We start from the raw sequence: 17,220 nt of genomic DNA, 5'->3' as shown, positions 1-17,220 counted from the left end.
TTCGGCTAGTCTAACCGCCGGTTGCCACTTGTCAACGCTGACCACGCCATAAACTTTACTACTGGTTATTATATGAGCATAAATTTACAGTTTGATCGCGACCACATCTGGCATCCCTATACCTCAATGCTAAATCCATTGCCGGTTTATCCGGTAGTGCGGGCCGAAGGCTGTGAGCTAATTCTGGAGAATGGCCAGCAGCTGATTGATGGCACCTCGTCCTGGTGGGCCGCGGCACACGGCTATAATCACCCGGTATTAAATGCCGCAGTAACGGAGCAGTTGCAGCAGATGGCTCATGTGATGTTTGGTGGTATTACCCACCAGCCAGCGGTTAGTTTATGCCAGCAATTAGTTGCTATAACGCCAGCAGCGTTAACTAAGGTATTTCTGGCCGACAGCGGCTCTGTTGCAGTAGAAGTGGCTATTAAAATGGCGCTGCAATACTGGCTGGCCAGCGACACACCGGCAAAAGCCAAACTGGTAAGCTTGCGCAAGGGCTATCATGGCGACACCTTCGCGGCAATGGCGGTATGCGATCCGGTTGACGGCATGCACGACATGTTTGCGGCAACGCTACAGCAGCATTACTTTTTGCCCGCCCCGCAAAGTGCTTTTCACGACGAGTTTAACCTGGCTGATATGGCGCCTTTAGCCGCACTGCTGGAGCAACAGCATCAGCAGATTGCCGCCCTTATTCTGGAGCCGGTTGTGCAGGGCTATGGTGGCATGCGCTTTTATCATCCGGAATATTTGCGTCAGGCCCGCGCCTTGTGTGATCAGTACCAGGTGTTACTGATTGCCGATGAAATAGCCACCGGCTTTGGCCGTACCGGCAAACTGTTTGCTTGTGAACATGCCGGGATTACCCCCGATATTATGTGTCTGGGTAAAGCACTCAGCGGTGGCTATATTACCCTGGCAGCAACATTGTGCACCGATGAAGTGGCCCGGGGTATAAGTCAGAGCGCGGCCGGAGGCTTAATGCATGGCCCGACTTTTATGGCGAATCCACTGGCCTGCGCGGTGGCCAATGCCAGTGTCAACCTTATCCGCCAAAACAACTGGCCGGCTCAGGTCTGTGCAATTGAACAACAATTGCAGCGGGAACTGGCACCATGCAAAACAATAGCTGCAGTAAAAGACGTCCGGGTACTGGGTGCGATTGGCGTGCTGGAAATGCAGCAAAAAGTAAATGTTGCAAAATTACAGCAGCAGTTTGTTGAACTGGGCGTCTGGATCAGGCCATTTAACAATCTTATTTATATTATGCCGCCCTTCATTATTAACCAGACACAGTTGTCTAAACTCAGCTCCGCTATGGTTAAAGTAGCAAAAGCTGTTGGCACAACTTAACGTACGATATAAAACAGCATGCCACTGGCACTAAGCAGCAACAAAATAATATTAAAATGTAAGTGATCGCCACGGCGCTTTAAACGCAGCCGGTTTAACAGCAAACTGGCAACACTAACTAACACGCAGCCCCATAGCAAATAAACCAGCCAGAAAGTTAAGCGGGGCCGCCAGTAATCGCGAATATCCAGCCCCAGATAACGAACTAAGCCCGAGTCCATTTCTGGCCGGGCATAATGGCTCACCACCAGCGCCACAAAAAAAAGCAGCCAGGCGGTAATTGCCAGGTATTTAAATGCCCGACAAAGTAAATCAGGGCCTTCTCTGCGCTCAAAATCGGGTCCTCCCTGGCGATGTGCCGTCATTTTTGGCTTCCTTCCACTTTTTACTTGTGTTCAGCTTCTGGCAAAGTATGATTACAGCTTTCATAAATATAGCCTAGTTATAACACCATCTGGAGTTTGTTGCATGACGCATGCCGTAGTTAAAGATGTGTTGGCCGGTAAATACAGCACCGGTTCACAGATCACTGTAAAAGGCTGGATCCGCACCCGTCGCGATTCTAAAGCCGGTATTTCTTTTTTAGCTGTGCACGATGGCAGCTGCTTTGATGCGGTGCAGGCTGTTGCACCATCAGATCTGGCTAATTATGAAAATGAAATTAAACGCTTAACCACAGCCTGTTCGGTTATTGTTACCGGTACCGTTGCCCGCTCTGAAGGGCAAGGCCAGGCATTTGAAATTCAGGCACAAGACGTGACCGTGGTTGGCTGGGTCGAAAATCCGGATACTTACCCGATGGCACCGAAGCGCCACAGTATGGAATACCTGCGCGAACAGGCCCATTTGCGCGCCCGTACCAACGTTATGGGCGCCGTTACCCGGGTTCGGCATTGTTTGGCTCAAGCTGTACACCGCTTCTTTCACGAGCAAGGTTATTACTGGATCAGCACGCCCATTATTACCGGCTCTGACACCGAAGGTGCCGGTGAAATGTTCCGGGTCAGCACCCTTGATTTGGAAAACTTACCGCGCACCGCTCAGGGCAAGGTTGATTACAGCCAGGATTTCTTCGGCAAAGAAACCTATCTGACCGTTTCTGGCCAGTTAAATGGCGAAACTTATGCCTGTGCTATGTCAAAGATTTATACCTTTGGCCCCACGTTTCGGGCTGAAAACTCTAACACCAGTCGTCATTTAGCAGAATTCTGGATGATAGAGCCGGAAGTGGCCTTTGCTGAATTGAAAGATATTGCCCAGCTGGCAGAAGATATGCTGAAGTATGTGTGTAAGGCCGTACTGACTGAACGCGCCGATGATATGGCCTTTTTCGCCGAGCGGATTGACCCGACCGCGGTCACCCGGCTGCAACAATTAGTGGACTCATCCTTTGTTCGGATGGACTACACCGACGCTATCGAGATCTTAAAAACCTGCGGCAAAACTTTCCAGTACCCGGTGGAATGGGGTGTTGATCTGCAGTCTGAGCACGAACGCTACCTGGCAGAAGAACATGTTGGCGCGCCTATTATTATGCAAAATTACCCGAAAGACATTAAAGCTTTTTATATGCGCTTAAATGACGATGGTAAAACGGTAGCCGCGATGGATGTCCTGGCTCCCGGTATTGGTGAAATTATCGGCGGCAGTCAGCGGGAAGAACGCTTAGAGCATTTTGACAAGCGGCTGGACGAGATGGGTCTGAACAAAGAAGACTACAGCTGGTATCGGGACCTGCGCCGTTATGGCACTGTGCCGCACTCGGGTTTTGGCCTGGGCTTTGAACGTCTGGTTTCTTATGTCACCGGCGTAGGCAACGTGCGCGATGTTATCGCATTTCCTCGTACCCCAGGCAATGCCGACTTCTGATCAAAACGTTTGATAAAAAGCGGCCTCAATTGAGGCCGCTTTTTTTAATTTGCCGGACAATCGTTAAAACTGGTAGCTAAGTTCAATGCCAAGCTGACGGGCTTCACCCCGTAATTGGGTGATGGCCCCCAGCGCCGCAATAGAGTCAAATTTCAGTTCTGTATACTGCTGATTAAAAATGTTTTTCCCCCAAATGGCTAATTCGAGATCTGCCGTTAACTGCCAACCCAGCCGGCCATGCCATAAACGATAACCAGCCTGGCGGGTATAGTCCGATTCATACTGATCAAAAAATACCGACGATTGATAATCCACACCCAGTTGCCACAACAAGCGGCCCCGGCTTAATGATTGCTGATATTGCATGGCGGCGCCAAGCGTCCACTTTGGTGTAAAAGGTAAGCGGCTGTTGGCTACAAACATCTCACCTTCGCGGTATTCACCTAATTTGGCAGTAGGTATATAGCCCAGCGCCAGGCGCAGCTCAAGTTGCTGATTGGGCTGATAACGCCACTGCGATTCAAAACCAAATATTTTGCCGTCACCGGCGTTTTTCAGCACATGGTAAGGTGCAACACCACTACTGAAATTAACAAAGGTTTGCTGATCCTGATAATCATAATAAAAGGCTGCCATATCCCAGCGTAACTGATCATTGGCAGAGCGCCAACGACTACCAACCTCAAACGCATCCAGATACTCCGGGCCATAGGCTGAGTTTGCCGCTTCTTCAGGACTCGTGGCAAAGCCACCATTGTAACCACCGCTTTTATACCCTCTCGAATAGCTGTAATAGAGCATATGCTGTTGGGTTAGCCGCTGATTAAGGGCAAGCTTACCTGTCCATTGCGTATCGGCAACCTCCCCGTTTAGATCCCATAATTGTGGCAGATAAAAGGCCACAGTGTCCAAATCACTGCGTGCCCGGTAGCGGGTGCTTTCATCGGTCAGCCGCAAACCGGCAGTCAGCGTAAGCCGGGAGCTTAATGGCTGCTCCAGCTGGCCGTATCCGGCCACTGATTTATTTTTCAGGCTATTGGCATAAAAAAACTGGGCTGGCACGGCGGCTAATTCAGGAACTGCGCGAAAATCCCGGAACAAATCCAGGCTATTGTTCTGGATCAGTTCTTCCTGCAAATAAAACAGCCCAGCCGTCCAGAATCGTGTGCCCTGCTCCCAGTAAAACGTCAGCTCCTGACTGAAAAAATCACTGTTGGAACCAAGCCTCCCTTCAATAAACTGACCAGGGCCATCGGCATCCCACAGGTGGGTTCGGTTAAAAGATTTATAAGCACTGACAGATTTTACTGTGAATTGCGGGCTGAATTCACGGCTGACATGAATACTGCCACTCCAGCTATCGGTGCGATTACGTTTGTCAAAAGTATTGGCGGCAGTAGTCCAATAGTCATCGCTTGGTACGCTAAGACCAAACGCATCAACACACTGTCTGCTTCCCACCAAGCCGGGTGGGCATAACTCAGCCGCTGCCAGATCACTGAACACCCCTGCATTATATACCGGTTTAGGTACACCCTGCCAGTGCTCCGACGATAGCCGGAACAGCAGTTCCCAATCCTGCCAGCGGCTGCTAAGCAGCAGGCGGAAACTGGCTTGCTCCATACCCGCAGTTGGCGCACCGGGCATTATATTCTTCATACTGTACTGATAATCTTGCCAGTTAAAGGCAAATCGCAGCGCGGTATCATCGTTTATCGGCGTATTAATCGCCCCTTGGGTCCGATAGTGTTGCTGCTGGGCAACACTGGTGCGAATATAGCCACCAAACTCTGCTTCAGGCATAGCTGACATCAGCAACACAGCCCCGCCTGTGGTATTACGACCGAATAGTGTACCTTGTGGCCCGCGCAGGATCTCAATCCGGGCCAGGTCGTACAGTTGGCTGCTTAAAAAGCTGGCTCCGCCGCTGACTATGTCGTCGCTGTAAATAGCAATGGGTGATATGGTAGAGGTGTTGTAATCAAACATACCGACACCCCGCATTGTCAATGCCGGTGTAGTACCTTCTGCCGCCGCGTTACTGGCGGTAAAATTAGGTGATAAGGCAGCCAGCTCTACACTGTCTTTAAGCTGGCGCTGCTGTAAATACTCGCCATCAACAATGGTAACAGCAACAGTTACATCATAAATGTCCTGTAATCGGCGCTGGGCGTGAACTTCAATAACTTCCAGCGGTTGCATCACTGTTAACTCTTCGTCAGCTGTCGCCAATACACCAAAGCTTGCGCCAATGATAATGCTGTACAAACCAACAGGAAGCGCTTTGCTATATTGCATGCTGTGATATCCAGAACAGTTGTTCATACGGCTACTGACAGTGCAGCTTGGCTAATGTACAGGCGTATAAACGTGTTAATGGCAAAATAGTATCGGATAGTACGCTACGGTACAAACAGAATATACGTACAAACTGCTGAGCTACCAGCCTTCAAAAGACTTTATTCTTACGAGCTAACCTACTAAGCTAAGCACAGCAGTTAATAAGTCTGGTAGGATAAGATGCTCAAGTTGTCGCAATTCAATGAGTTAACCGAGCTTCCTGCCCTGGGCCCTGCCCACCGGTTATTCAGCGCCACGGCGCCGGACCTGCGCAAAGTTTATATTCAACAGCAGCCTCTTAGCAGCCTATCCAATAACGACAATGGTCACCCTGAGCACACAACGTCTTCCTGGCTGGCGCAGGCCAGTGCAGTATTTGATCAAGGTGGTTATCATTATCGGGTAATACCTGTGCAGCATTACACGCACGGCTTTGCAGATATGACAACAGCCGTTCGCCAGCAGCAGGTCTGTGTGCTTACTGTACTTCATAGCCTAATGCAACTGCTGCAGCGAGTTCACCAGGCCGGCTATATTCTGGGCGAGTTAAAAGCGGAAGCGCTGTATTGGTCAGCCACCGGTGATCAGGTGTGCTTACTTGATTGCCGGTTTGCGTCTAATGTCAGCAGAGTACATCCGCTGCAGGTGAAAAATGAACTGGATATAGCGATGTTGCGCACCCTGGCACCAGAAGCTACTGGCAGGGTTAACTGTCCGCTGGACCAGCGCGCCGATTTATACGCTTTAGGGATACTAAGTTACGCGCTGCTGTCTGGCCGCTTTCCTTTTGAAGAACAGCAACCACTGGCTTTAGTGCATGCCCATATAGCCAAAAAGCCTACAGCCCTGACAGAACTGGATGCCACAACCGATACCCGGGTTGCAAGAATCATTGAAACCTTGTTAAACAAAGACCCGAACGACCGCTATCAATCGATTAAAGGTGCCTTGCGGGATCTTGAGTATTGCATAAACAATACCGCTGCCACCGACAATACCCCCTTCTTGCCATCGGTTTACCTCGGGGTCAACCAGTTGCCTTTTGCAGATAAGCTATATGAGCGAGCGGCAACCTTGCAGTTGCTGGAACGAACTCTGGAGCAAAGCCATCTTGGCCGTGAGCTGCAGGTCGTCGCTGTACAAGGCTACTCTGGTTCCGGCAAAACCAGTGTTATCAAACAACTGCACCCGTTAACCCTGAATGGCCATACGTTTTTTGTACAGGGAAAACACGATCAGTACTTACAAAATGCATTATTCACCGGGCTGAAAAGTGCCCTGGAACAATTGGCCGAGGCCGTTTTACAAGAACCGGAAGCCGAGCTTAAACAGTGGCAACAACGACTACAACTGGCCGCTGGAGAAGATGCCCATTTGCTGACATCGCTGGTGCTTGAATGGCACCCCATCCTTTGCCCCGCTGCCAGCTGCTCTGTTATTGCTGCGACGGGTAATCAGAGCCGGTTTAACCAACTGTTACTGCGTATTTTTCAGGTATTTGCTGAACACAATCGTACACTGGTGTTATTTCTGGATGATATGCAATGGGCCGACCGGGCGACCCTGCGCTGGCTCGAACTGCTGGCAACCCAGGGCAACAGCGGGCGCATCATGCTGGTGCTGAGCTTTCGCAATAATGAAATTCACGCCTCTCATCCTTTACAGTACACGTTGGACGCCATCGGCCAAAGTGCGGCGACGTTGCAACATATTTCGATTAACCCTTTGTCAGATAAGGCAATAATGCAGTTACTGACAGACACCTTGCAACACAAAGCTGACGCATTACAGCCCCTGGCTGACATATTGATCCAGAAAACCAGTGGCAATCCTTTTTATCTGAAACAATTTCTGCTTAAGCTGCATCATGACAAACTGCTGTATAGTGATGCAGACGGCATCTGGCATTGGCAACTCAATAACATTGCCAGGCAAAGCATGAGTGAACATCACGCTGAAGTTGTGGCACAGCGGCTACAGCAGTTTAGCGCCCAAGTGCAGCAGTTGCTGAAACTGATTGCCTTACTTGGCGATGAAGCTACTATTGATATTCTTGCCGGCATTTGTCAGTGCAGCGCAGTTGAGTTAGAGCAGCAACTGAGCGGGCCTGTTAATTCCGGCCTGCTAATTGCTTTTACCACCCCGGATGGTCAACACCTTAGCTATGTCCATTTTAGTCATGATAAATTACAACAAGCAGCCTTTCAGCTGACATCCAGCCAAAGCGAACAACAATTGCACGCCAGCATAGCCAGTTACTATCTGGAACAGCTACCCACAGCAGCATTGCAACAGCAACATATTTTCAGTTTTATTACCCATTTAAATGCCGCAGGCCCCCTTAACCCAGTTGAACCCGGCCCAGAAAAACGGCTTGAATTTAACCTGATGGCCGCCCATAAAGCGCTGACAACCAATGCTTACGACACCGCTCACAGCTATTTTGAACAGGCGCGGCTGCTGCTTACACACCAGCCGCAGGCGGCTGATACTGAGCCTTATCGGACAGTTTATGCCGGCCTGGCTCAAAGCAGTTACCTGACCCAGGACACCACGCAAGCGTGGTACTGGTGCCAGCAACTGGATAAGTTGCCCCTTAACCTACTGCAACGAATGGAGAACTGTCAGCAGAAAATTCTGATCCTGTTTGCACAGAATCAACTTGACGCGGCCTTTACAGCCGCAGCTGACGTGCTGGCAGAGATTGGTATCGACATTAGTGTTAGTGAGCAAATCATCAGTCAGTACCCGCAGATACTGACCATGTACAGTACAGATAATATTGCCGCCTTAGTCGACAAGCCCGCCCTTGAGGATGTGCAGTTACTACAGGCGATGGAAATATTGGGAACCTTATTCACCGTGGCCTATATTGTCAGCCCGCTGCACTACATGACTGTCACCTACCATCTGGTTAAACTTAGCTTGCAACGCGGTAACAGTGCATCTTCGGCGCTCGGTTATCTGGGGCATGGCATGAATCTGGTGGCGGCATTTGGTCAGTATCAGGCCGCCTTACAATTTGCCGATCTTGCGCTTAGCGTCAATCAGCATTATCAGGGCAAATTTCAGGGCCAACTGCACTTTCAGCGCGCTGCCGCTATTTTGCCCTGGAACGGCCCACTACAACATGCTATCCAGGCGCTGGATGACAGTTTTATTCAGGCATTACGTGATGGCAACCTGGAATATGCAGCCCATTCTGTGCTGTTCGGCAGTTTTTACCGGGTACTCAGCGGCCAGCCATTAGCCCAGGTAGCAAAACATGGTGAGCGTGCTATTCAGTTCCTGACGGAAAAGCAATTTCCGTACAATCTTGAGTTTACCCAGATTTGGCAACAACTTACCCTGAACCTTTGCAGGCCAACTGACTCTGCCCTGTTACTGGAAGGCGAGGCATTCGCCGAAAGCCGCCAGCTGCCCTTGCTGCAGCAAACCAACAACCATACTCTTTTATTTTGTTACCACAGTATCAAACTGATGCTGGCCTCTTTGCTGGATAACGATGAGCTGGCACTGCAGCATATTCAGGCAGCTGAGCCGTTAAGTAATGTTGCTCTGGCGTTGTATCATCAGACTGAATATTTTTTTTATGCAGGCCTGACCTATAGCCGATTGCTACAACGCCAGACTAAAAAAACCAGTAGCAAAGCGCAGCACTGGCAGCAACAACTCAGTAGAATCCTGCAGATGTTTGAAGCTTGGGCAACCTCAGGCCACGCCAATCATCTGCATAAAGTCGAGCTGCTGCGAGCAGAACAGGCAGCGCTGGCGCAACAGACTGATGCCTGGCAATACTATCAGCGCGCAATCAGCCATGCCGAGCAACAGGGCTTTAGTCATCATGTTGCTATAGCCCATGAGCGTGCGGCAGATTACTGGCAACAAATGGACCATGCTGCTTTTGCCGCAGAACATAGACGTAGCGCTATGCACTATTATCAACAATGGCAAGCCAACACTAAAGTTGAACAGTTACAAGCAAAATATCCGGAGTTGCAACTGTTGGTGCAGCCTTCTGCAACGGTTACCGCAGACCGCCAGCTTGATTTGGTGTCCATTTTTAAAGCGTCTGAGACACTCAGTGGTAAGGTTGATCTGACAGCCTTTCTTAATACCATGCTGCACATCATGGTAGAAAATGCCGGGGCGCAGCATGGTTGCCTGTTATTCTCGATTGAACAAGAAGATTTAGTACTGCAGGCCACCACCAGTGCGGCGTTAGCGGCCCCGCCCGCCGCCCTGTTAAATCTGGTTCGACGCAGCGGCAAAGCAAGACTTTATAACGATACCCGTCAGGAGCCGATGCTCAGCAGTGCTTATGCCGCTGGTTCAATGCCCGCGTCGATGCTATCTATCCCTATTGCTATTAATGGCGTATTCCGAGGTGTGTTGCATTTACAACATAACGATATGACCGGCGCTTTTACACAGGAACGGGTCCAGGTGTTACAGCTGTTGGCCAACCAAACGGCCATTTTATTTGAAAATACCCGCTTGTCACAGCAACTGGCAGAAGCCAATAAAAACCTTGAGCAGAAAATCACGGCACGCACCAGAGAATTAGCGCAGGCCAAATTAAAAGCTGAAGCCGCAACGGAAGCCAAGTCTGCGTTTCTGGCCAGAATGAGTCATGAAATTCGTACCCCGATTAATGCTGTTATCGGTTTAAGCCAGCTAGCCAGTAAACGGGCCGCGGATCACGAGCAGGTAGATTTACTCAGTAAAATTAAGGGTTCAGGGGAGATGCTGTTAAGTCTGGTGAACGATATTCTCGATTTCTCGAAAGTCGAGGCGGGTCAACTGACTCTGGAACAAACCAGCTTTGCCATTAACCAAGTGGTGCAGCAGGCCATCAATATGACGGCCTTAAAAGCACACAGCAAGGGTTTGGAGTTAGTGGCTGATGTGTCGGCCGATATTCCACAACAACTAGTCGGCGACCCGCTACGGATCCAGCAGCTACTGATAAACCTGGTAAATAATGCGGTTAAATTCACCGAAAAAGGGTCTGTTTGTATAATGCTGCATGGCAACAAAACGACCGGGCGGCAGTATCAGCTGCATGGATCAGTTACCGATACCGGCATTGGTATGAGCGAACAGCAACAAAAACGTTTGTTTAGGTCATTTCAGCAGGCAGATGATTCTATTACCCGCAAGTATGGCGGCTCTGGTTTAGGCCTGATCATTTGTAAACAACTATGCGAACTGATGTCTGGCGAGATCTGGCTGGAAAGCGAAGCGGGCTATGGCTCAACATTTTATTTTACGCTTGGCCTGCAGCTTCCTGAGTATTACCACCCGACCGACAAGCAAGTCCTGACAGCAAAACCGCGTGTAAAAGCGCTGGTTGTTGATGATATGGCACTTACCAGAATGGTATTACTAAAGCAGCTGGATGAACTGGGTATTCAGGCGGAACAAACCGATAATGGCCAGGACGCTATTAACAAAGTCGCACAAGCGGAACAGGATCAACAACCTTACGACTTTATTCTGATGGACTGGCGCATGCCGCAAATGGATGGAATTGAAACAGCAAGGCAAATTCAGCAACAACTTGGTAGCCGTTCGCCAAATATTTTGATGGTGTCAGCCTATGATACCGCCGTAGCCAGAGCAGCGTTGAATCAGGTTCACATTGAGCATTTTCTGGAGAAGCCGGTTAGTTACACTATGTTGCTGGACGCCATTGGACCATTATTGTTTGACGTAAGGCCCACCAGCCCGCGCATAGCACAAGTTGCCACACAGGATGTTGTGCCCGATCTTAGCACCAAACGGATCTTGTTAGTTGAGGATCACGCAATAAATCGCCAGGTAGCACTTGGTTTTCTGCACGAAACGTCTGCCGACGTTGATATTGCAGAAAACGGTGCCGCCGCGCTTAGCAAGCTACAACAACAGCATTACGACCTGGTGTTAATGGATATTCAGATGCCAGAAATGGATGGCTTAACCGCCAGCAGGTTGATCCGGCAACAGTTACTATTAACCGAATTGCCCATTATCGCCATGACAGCTCATGCCATGGCTGAAGACATTGAAAAAAGCCGGCTGGCCGGCATGAATGCCCATCTGACCAAACCGATTATTGCCGAACAATTGTATGCCACCTTGCAACAACAGCTGCAGATACCGGTTAAACTGTTTCCTCATAAGACGTTGCCTGTATTAACGGCTGAGGTATCACAGGATCCGCTGCAGCTGGATGAAGCCAGAGCCCGCGCAAATCTGGGCGCTCAGGCCGCATTGTATCCCAGTTTACGGCATATCTTCCTGAACGAGCACAAGGCCTTAGCCGATAAGCTGCAAAATCAACTGCATAGTCATGATTTTGATGCGATCAGCCGGGCAATGCATTCGCTAAAAGCCGCCGCGGCTTATGTTGGTGCTTTTGCATTTGCTGAGCATTGTGGCCAGGTAGAAACCCACTTGCGCTGTGGCAGGCCAGATAAGGCCGAGATCGAGCTGGCAATCCATTCACTGAGAAAGTTAATTGAACAGCTTTCGCAGCAAACCGATAGCGACAAGCCAGCAATGCTGCTACCGTTTAACCAGCAACAGCTAAACTTAGAACTGCAGCGGTTATTGCCGATGTTGCAGCAGTCTGATTTCGACGCTGAAACCCAGCTTGAACACCTGACAGAACTGACTGCAAATAGCGATTATGCTGCAGATATAGCGGCATTATATGAGAGTGTCAATCAGATTGAATTTGAAACCGCAACCGGACAATTGCTTGAATTACTGACTAAACTGGCCGCGCAGCACGCTGGCCAGGAGTGATAAGACTATGACGACAAGCCCGCCTTCCCGCCAACAGGTTTTGATCATCGATGATCAGAAAACCAATTTAAAAATCCTAGGTGATATTCTGCGCCCGGACGTTGATATTATGCTGGCGCAATCAGCTGAGCAGGGTTTGCGCAAGGCGATAACCTTGCAGCCAGATTTAATCCTGCTGGATGTAATTATGCCGGAAGTTGATGGTTTTGAACTAATCAAAAGCCTGAAACATCATGCCCAAACCAGTGCAATTCCGGTTATTTTCATTACCGCCCTAAGTGATACTAATCATGAAGAACAAGGCTTGCGTTTAGGTGCCTGTGACTACATTTATAAGCCGTTCCATGCTTCTATCGTCCAGGCTAGGGTAAGATTACATTTACAACTGGCGAGGCAGCGCAAATTACTGGAGCAACTGGCGCATATTGACCCCTTAACCGGTATCGCCAATCGCCGCAAGTATGATCAGGTATTGCAGCAACTCTGGCGTACCGCTATTCGTCAGCACAGCAATTTAGCCATCATCATGCTCGATATTGACCATTTTAAAGAATATAACGATCACTATGGCCACGCCGCTGGCGATAAAATATTGTTTCAGGTTGCCAGCAGCCTGAAACAATCATTGCGACGGCCCAATGATTTTATTGGCCGCTATGGTGGCGAAGAATTTGTCATTCTGCTGCCTGATAGTGATGAAGCGGGCAGTAAACAGCTGATTGAACACTGTTTAACAGAGATAAAACAATTACAGCTGGAGCACGGTTATTCACCGGTAAGTGAATACATTACCCTAAGCGCAGGAGGTATCTGTTGGCCAGCTGCTCAGGACGCGGAATTAAGCGATATTCTCAAACGCGCAGACGATATGCTGTACCAGGCCAAGCAGCAGGGCAAAAACCAGCTGCTGTGGCACCCCACTCCAGCTTAATGCGCTTTATTAATGTCGTTAAAAGTATGAAAAGAACGCTTCAGGATCAGGATCATTACGCATAGGTGAGTTGCCTGCCGCCGTGCCGAGATACAAGAAGCCAACAATCTCATCGTCTTCCCCGACATCCAACGACTGCTTGACGAAATCCTGCTGGGCGTAACTGCCTGTTCGCCATATACCACCAAAACCTTGGGCAAACGCGGCTTGTTGCATTGCCATTACCGCACAACAGGCCGATTGCACTTGCTCCTGCGCCGGTACTTTAGCGTGCTCAGTCACCTTGGCAATACAAACAATAACCATTGGCGCCCGCAGCGGTAATTGCCTGGCCCGCTCGTGCATTTCTGCAGAAATAGCGGGCGCATCTTCAATAGCGGCTTCGGCAAATACATCGCCTAACCGGTTTAGGGCGTCTTTACCGGTGACAATAACAAAGCGCCAGGGTCTTAAACCACCATGGTCGGGTACCTTGAGTGCTGCGCGCTTAATCAGCTCCAGCGCTTCGCCAGAGGGTGCCGGCTCAGTTAAACGCGGGCTGGAATAGCGGGTCGTCAGTAGTGTCAACGCATCCATAATGTAACCTCAGTAAACCTCTTCGTTATCAGGCTAGCAAAGATTAACCCGTTAGCACATGATAAAATGTCATCACGCCAGTTGTTTGCTCAGTGTCTGGCCATTTTGCACAAATAATAACGATATTTGCCGCTTTTCAGACCGCTACAACGCCAGCTGTGCCTGGCGATACAATGCCAGATACTGGATGCTGGCTTCAACCCAGCTAAAGCTTTGAGCCATAGCGTTTTGTTGCACCTGACGATACGCGGCCGGCTTCTGGTATAGCGCCAACGCCTGACGTAACGCTGCCAATAATGCCGCCGCGGTTGGCTCAGTAAAGCCAATACCCGTTGCCTGAGAGTCCGGCCACGGCACTACGGTGTCTTTTAAACCCCCGGTTAATCGCACCAGTGGCAAGGTGCCATAGCGCAAACTGTATAACTGGTTTAAACCGCAGGGTTCAAACAAACTAGGCATCAGGAAAAAGTCGCCTGCCGCTTCTACCTGATGAGACAGCGGTTCATTAAAGCCTTCAATAAACCGGAATTTATCTGGAAACATCACGGTTAACTGATGCAATTGCTGACAATAGTGAGCTTCGCCACTGCCGACGATCAGCACTTGTACCGGGTAATTGCTCAGTAATTGCTTCAGCGCCGGGATCAAAATATCGTAACCTTTCTGGCCCGTTACCCGGCTTACCGCCACCAGTAATGGTACATCGCTGACCGCTAGCTGATAATCCTGCTGTAACTTGTTTTTACAAAGGGCTTTGCCGGTTAAATCGCCGGCATGATAATTTGCAGGCAAGGCGCTATCTGTCGCCGGATCCCATAACTGATAATCACAGCCGTTTAAAATGCCACTGAAATCAGCCTGCCGCTGCTGATAGCAGCTGGCCAAACCGTTAGCCGCAGGTTCGGATAATAGCTCATCGCGATAGCCTTTGCTTACCGTGTTAACTTTTGTGGCGTACTGCAAACCCAGCTGCAAAAAATTCACGCTGCTGTGGTACAACGGTAAATCCAGTTGCGCCGCCCAGAAGGGCTCACATTGTTGCTGATATGCGCCATTGTGCACAGTAAACAGTAAAGGCGTTTTTGCCAGGCTGGCATGCTGACGGTAATACTCCGTTAAATAATAGGCCGCCGGTGCAGTTTGCCAGTCGTGGCCATGTAATACGTCAAAAGGTTGCTGCACAGTGCACCACTGCAGTACGGCTTTACAGAAAAAGGCAAAACGCAGCGGGTTATCAGGGTAACCTTGCTGACCATCGTCATAGGGCCTGGCCCGGGCGAAAAAGTCATGGTGCTCCAGTAAGTATACGGTTACCCCTGCAACTTCAGTACGGCCAATAGCACAGCCAAAAGCACGTCCTCCCAGTTCGACAAACACTGATTGTTCATGCTCAGTTTCTATTTGATACAGACCGCCGTATCTGGGCAAAATAACACTTACCTGATGGCCCTCAGCTAGCAAGCTGCTGGCCAGGCCGCGACAGGCATCTGCCAGGCCACCGGTTTTAATTAACCCTTCATATTCACTGCAAATAAACAGAATACGCAACACAAGTTCCTTAGCTATTAATCAGGCTTCTTCAAAGCCAATTCTTGCACCTTTGGGGATCACCACCACGCCGCCTGGCGAAATATGAAAGCGGGCTTTATCATGCACCGGATCTTCACCAATAATTGTGCCAGGGGCAATTTTCACGTCTTTATCGATAATAGCACGGCGAATGCGACAGCCACGGCCAATGTCGTTGTTGCCCATCAGCACGCACTTTTCAATATAGCTATGGCTATGGACATGCACGTTGTATCCCAGAATAGACTGATAAACGATAGCACCACTGACAATACAACCCGAGGCCACCATTGAACTTATCGCCTGCCCGGTACGGTTTGTTTCGTCATGCACAAATTTAGCCGGCGGCATTGGCGGCGTGTAACTGCGTAATGGCCAGTAACGGTTATAAACATCAAACGGCGGGTTAATTGAGATTAAGTCCATATTGGCTTCATAGTAAGAATCGATAGTACCGACATCGCGCCAGTAACCGGCACTGCTTTCTGACTCGCCCCTAATCCGGTTGCTGGAAAAGTCGTACACATACACTTCGCCCTGTGGATACAGGCCCGGAATAATATTATGGCCAAAGTCGTGTTTGGAATCGGCCTGGCTTGCATCTGTTACCAGCACATCCACCAGACATTTAGCTTCAAAAATATAGTTGCCCATCGATGCCAGAACATAGTCAGGCCGGCCCGGAATGGTTTTCGGATTGGCTTTGGGTTTCTCTTCAAAACCAATCATTTTACCGTGCTCGTCTACTTCTATCACGCCGAACTCATGCGCCTGACTTACCGGTACCGGAATCGCCGCTACCGTTAACTTGGCTTTATTATGCCGATGAAAATCGAGCATTTGCCGTACGTCCATTTTATAAATATGGTCGCCACCAAATACACAAACGTGCTCTGGGTCCAGTCCTTCAATTAAATGCAGGTTCTGATAAATCGCATCGGCGGTACCTAAATACCAGTGTTTACCGGTTTGCATTTGTGCTGGTATCGGGTCAATAAAGCGGTTAGTTAAACCACTTACCCGCCAGGCGCGGCCAAGATGCTTCATTAACGAATGCGATTTAAACTGCGTAATGACAAAAATCTGCAGCAAATCTGAGTTTACAAAGTTATTTAAAACAAAATCAATAATCCGGTAGTTGCCGCCAAACGGCACAGCCGGTTTAGCACGGATCCCGGTAAGGGGCGCTAAACGAGTCCCTTCCCCCCCTGCAAGCACCATGGTTAACACACCTGACATAAAGACTCCCTGTAGTTACTTTGTAATAATAAAAATGTACTGCAAAGCTGATACCACGATAGCAGCATTAGCAAATAAAGCACCAGAAAAGTGAGTTGCAACTGGCAAAATTAGACTTAAGTAGGTGATTTTGCACAGCAGTGCCGCTAACAGAAAGATATTAACGCTAAAATGCGGAGTTTAAGTTACAACAGCATGACAAAAAGACAGCTGCTCCAATTTGGTGCAAAATGAACCAATTAAAACGTTTACTAAATATGCGCAGCCACCTCGGCGCCACCTATCAGGTGATAACGAATGCAAAAAGCGATGGACAGGCACAACAACACACCTTAATGACAATCTTCAAAACCTTGACAGCCGGGTAATCAATAACTAACCTTACCACTGTATATTTAAACAGCTATGCAGGTGCGATATGCCCAGACCCCGCAAAGCCCTTATCGCCGTCGAGGATACGCCTTACTATCATGTGGTTTCCCGCTGCGTGCGCCGCTCCTTTTTGTGCGGCATCGACAGCCATACCGGCCAGAGCTACGAGCACCGCC

The 17,220-nt window shown here is 49.4% G+C and carries 9 protein-coding genes and 1 pseudogene; 5 read left to right on the top strand and 5 right to left on the bottom strand.

The window, feature by feature from the left end; genetic code table 11:
• Window positions 1-72 precede the first annotated feature (72 nt).
• Window positions 73-1,356 carry an adenosylmethionine--8-amino-7-oxononanoate transaminase gene (gene bioA, locus WG68_RS03775; RefSeq protein WP_046556344.1) on the top strand — a complete coding sequence of 428 codons (1,284 nt, stop codon included), beginning with the start codon at window positions 73-75 and terminating at the stop codon, window positions 1,354-1,356.
• On the opposite strand, the gene WG68_RS03770 is transcribed toward bioA, so the two are convergent.
• Window positions 1,353-1,721, bottom strand: coding sequence for a hypothetical protein (locus WG68_RS03770; RefSeq protein WP_046556343.1), 369 nt, complete (start codon window positions 1,719-1,721; stop codon window positions 1,353-1,355). The two genes, bioA and WG68_RS03770, sit on opposite strands and share 4 nt — an antisense overlap.
• 103 nt (window positions 1,722-1,824) lie before the next feature.
• On the opposite strand from WG68_RS03770, the gene asnS reads away from it, so the two are divergent.
• On the top strand, window positions 1,825-3,225 hold the full coding sequence (gene asnS / locus WG68_RS03765) for an asparagine--tRNA ligase (RefSeq protein WP_046556342.1): 1,401 nt from the start codon (window positions 1,825-1,827) through the stop codon (window positions 3,223-3,225).
• A gap of 63 nt (window positions 3,226-3,288) precedes the next feature.
• On the opposite strand, the gene WG68_RS03760 is transcribed toward asnS, so the two are convergent.
• Window positions 3,289-5,523 (bottom strand): TonB-dependent receptor, encoded by a 2,235-nt coding sequence (locus tag WG68_RS03760; protein ID WP_052748948.1) that lies wholly within the window; start codon window positions 5,521-5,523, stop codon window positions 3,289-3,291.
• Window positions 5,524-5,754: 231 nt separating this feature from the next.
• Here WG68_RS03760 and WG68_RS03755 point away from each other — a divergent pair, with 231 nt between their 5' ends.
• Together WG68_RS03755 and WG68_RS03750 are read left to right on the top strand one after the other, a co-directional pair.
• The gene (locus tag WG68_RS03755; RefSeq protein WP_161796348.1) at window positions 5,755-12,357 is read left to right on the top strand and encodes an ATP-binding hybrid sensor histidine kinase/response regulator; all 6,603 of its coding nucleotides are present in this window, start codon (window positions 5,755-5,757) and stop codon (window positions 12,355-12,357) included.
• 7 nt (window positions 12,358-12,364) lie between these two features.
• Entirely contained in the window at window positions 12,365-13,288 is a 924-nt protein-coding gene (locus WG68_RS03750; protein WP_046556339.1) for a GGDEF domain-containing protein, read from the top strand.
• A gap of 18 nt (window positions 13,289-13,306) precedes the next feature.
• On the opposite strand, the gene WG68_RS03745 is transcribed toward WG68_RS03750, so the two are convergent.
• The 3 genes from WG68_RS03745 to glgC form a co-directional block, all read right to left on the bottom strand.
• Window positions 13,307-13,864, bottom strand: a complete 558-nt coding sequence (locus WG68_RS03745) for an NAD(P)H nitroreductase (RefSeq protein ID WP_046556338.1) — start codon at window positions 13,862-13,864, stop codon at window positions 13,307-13,309.
• 144 nt (window positions 13,865-14,008) lie between these two features.
• Window positions 14,009-15,412, bottom strand: coding sequence for a glycogen synthase (locus tag WG68_RS03740; protein WP_046556337.1), 1,404 nt, complete (start codon window positions 15,410-15,412; stop codon window positions 14,009-14,011).
• Window positions 15,413-15,433: 21 nt separating this feature from the next.
• On the bottom strand, window positions 15,434-16,672 hold the full coding sequence (glgC, locus tag WG68_RS03735; protein ID WP_046556336.1) for a glucose-1-phosphate adenylyltransferase: 1,239 nt from the start codon (window positions 16,670-16,672) through the stop codon (window positions 15,434-15,436).
• Window positions 16,673-17,090: 418 nt separating this feature from the next.
• Here glgC and WG68_RS19780 point away from each other — a divergent pair.
• Window positions 17,091-17,220: pseudogene (locus WG68_RS19780) on the top strand (Type I secretion system protein TolC); the annotation flags it as partial.

It is taken from the genome of Arsukibacterium ikkense, from assembly GCF_000987775.1.
In the GTDB taxonomy this organism is placed as follows: Bacteria; Pseudomonadota; Gammaproteobacteria; order Enterobacterales; family Alteromonadaceae; genus Alishewanella; species Alishewanella ikkense.
The sequence above is the reverse complement of the archived record's forward strand: the minus strand, read 5'-3'. Positions and strand labels throughout refer to the sequence as shown.

Bases quoted from the DNA above. Each gene is read 5' to 3' on its own strand.
- bioA (WP_046556344.1), top strand. From the start codon at position 73: ATGAGCATAAATTTACAGTTTGATCGCGACCACATCTGGCATCCCTAT.
- WG68_RS03770 (WP_046556343.1), bottom strand. From the start codon at position 1,721: ATGACGGCACATCGCCAGGGAGGACCCGATTTTGAGCGCAGAGAAGGC.
- asnS (WP_046556342.1), top strand. From the start codon at position 1,825: ATGACGCATGCCGTAGTTAAAGATGTGTTGGCCGGTAAATACAGCACC.
- WG68_RS03760 (WP_052748948.1), bottom strand. From the start codon at position 5,523: ATGCAATATAGCAAAGCGCTTCCTGTTGGTTTGTACAGCATTATCATT.
- WG68_RS03750 (WP_046556339.1), top strand. From the start codon at position 12,365: ATGACGACAAGCCCGCCTTCCCGCCAACAGGTTTTGATCATCGATGAT.
- WG68_RS03745 (WP_046556338.1), bottom strand. From the start codon at position 13,864: ATGGATGCGTTGACACTACTGACGACCCGCTATTCCAGCCCGCGTTTA.
- glgC (WP_046556336.1), bottom strand. From the start codon at position 16,672: ATGTCAGGTGTGTTAACCATGGTGCTTGCAGGGGGGGAAGGGACTCGT.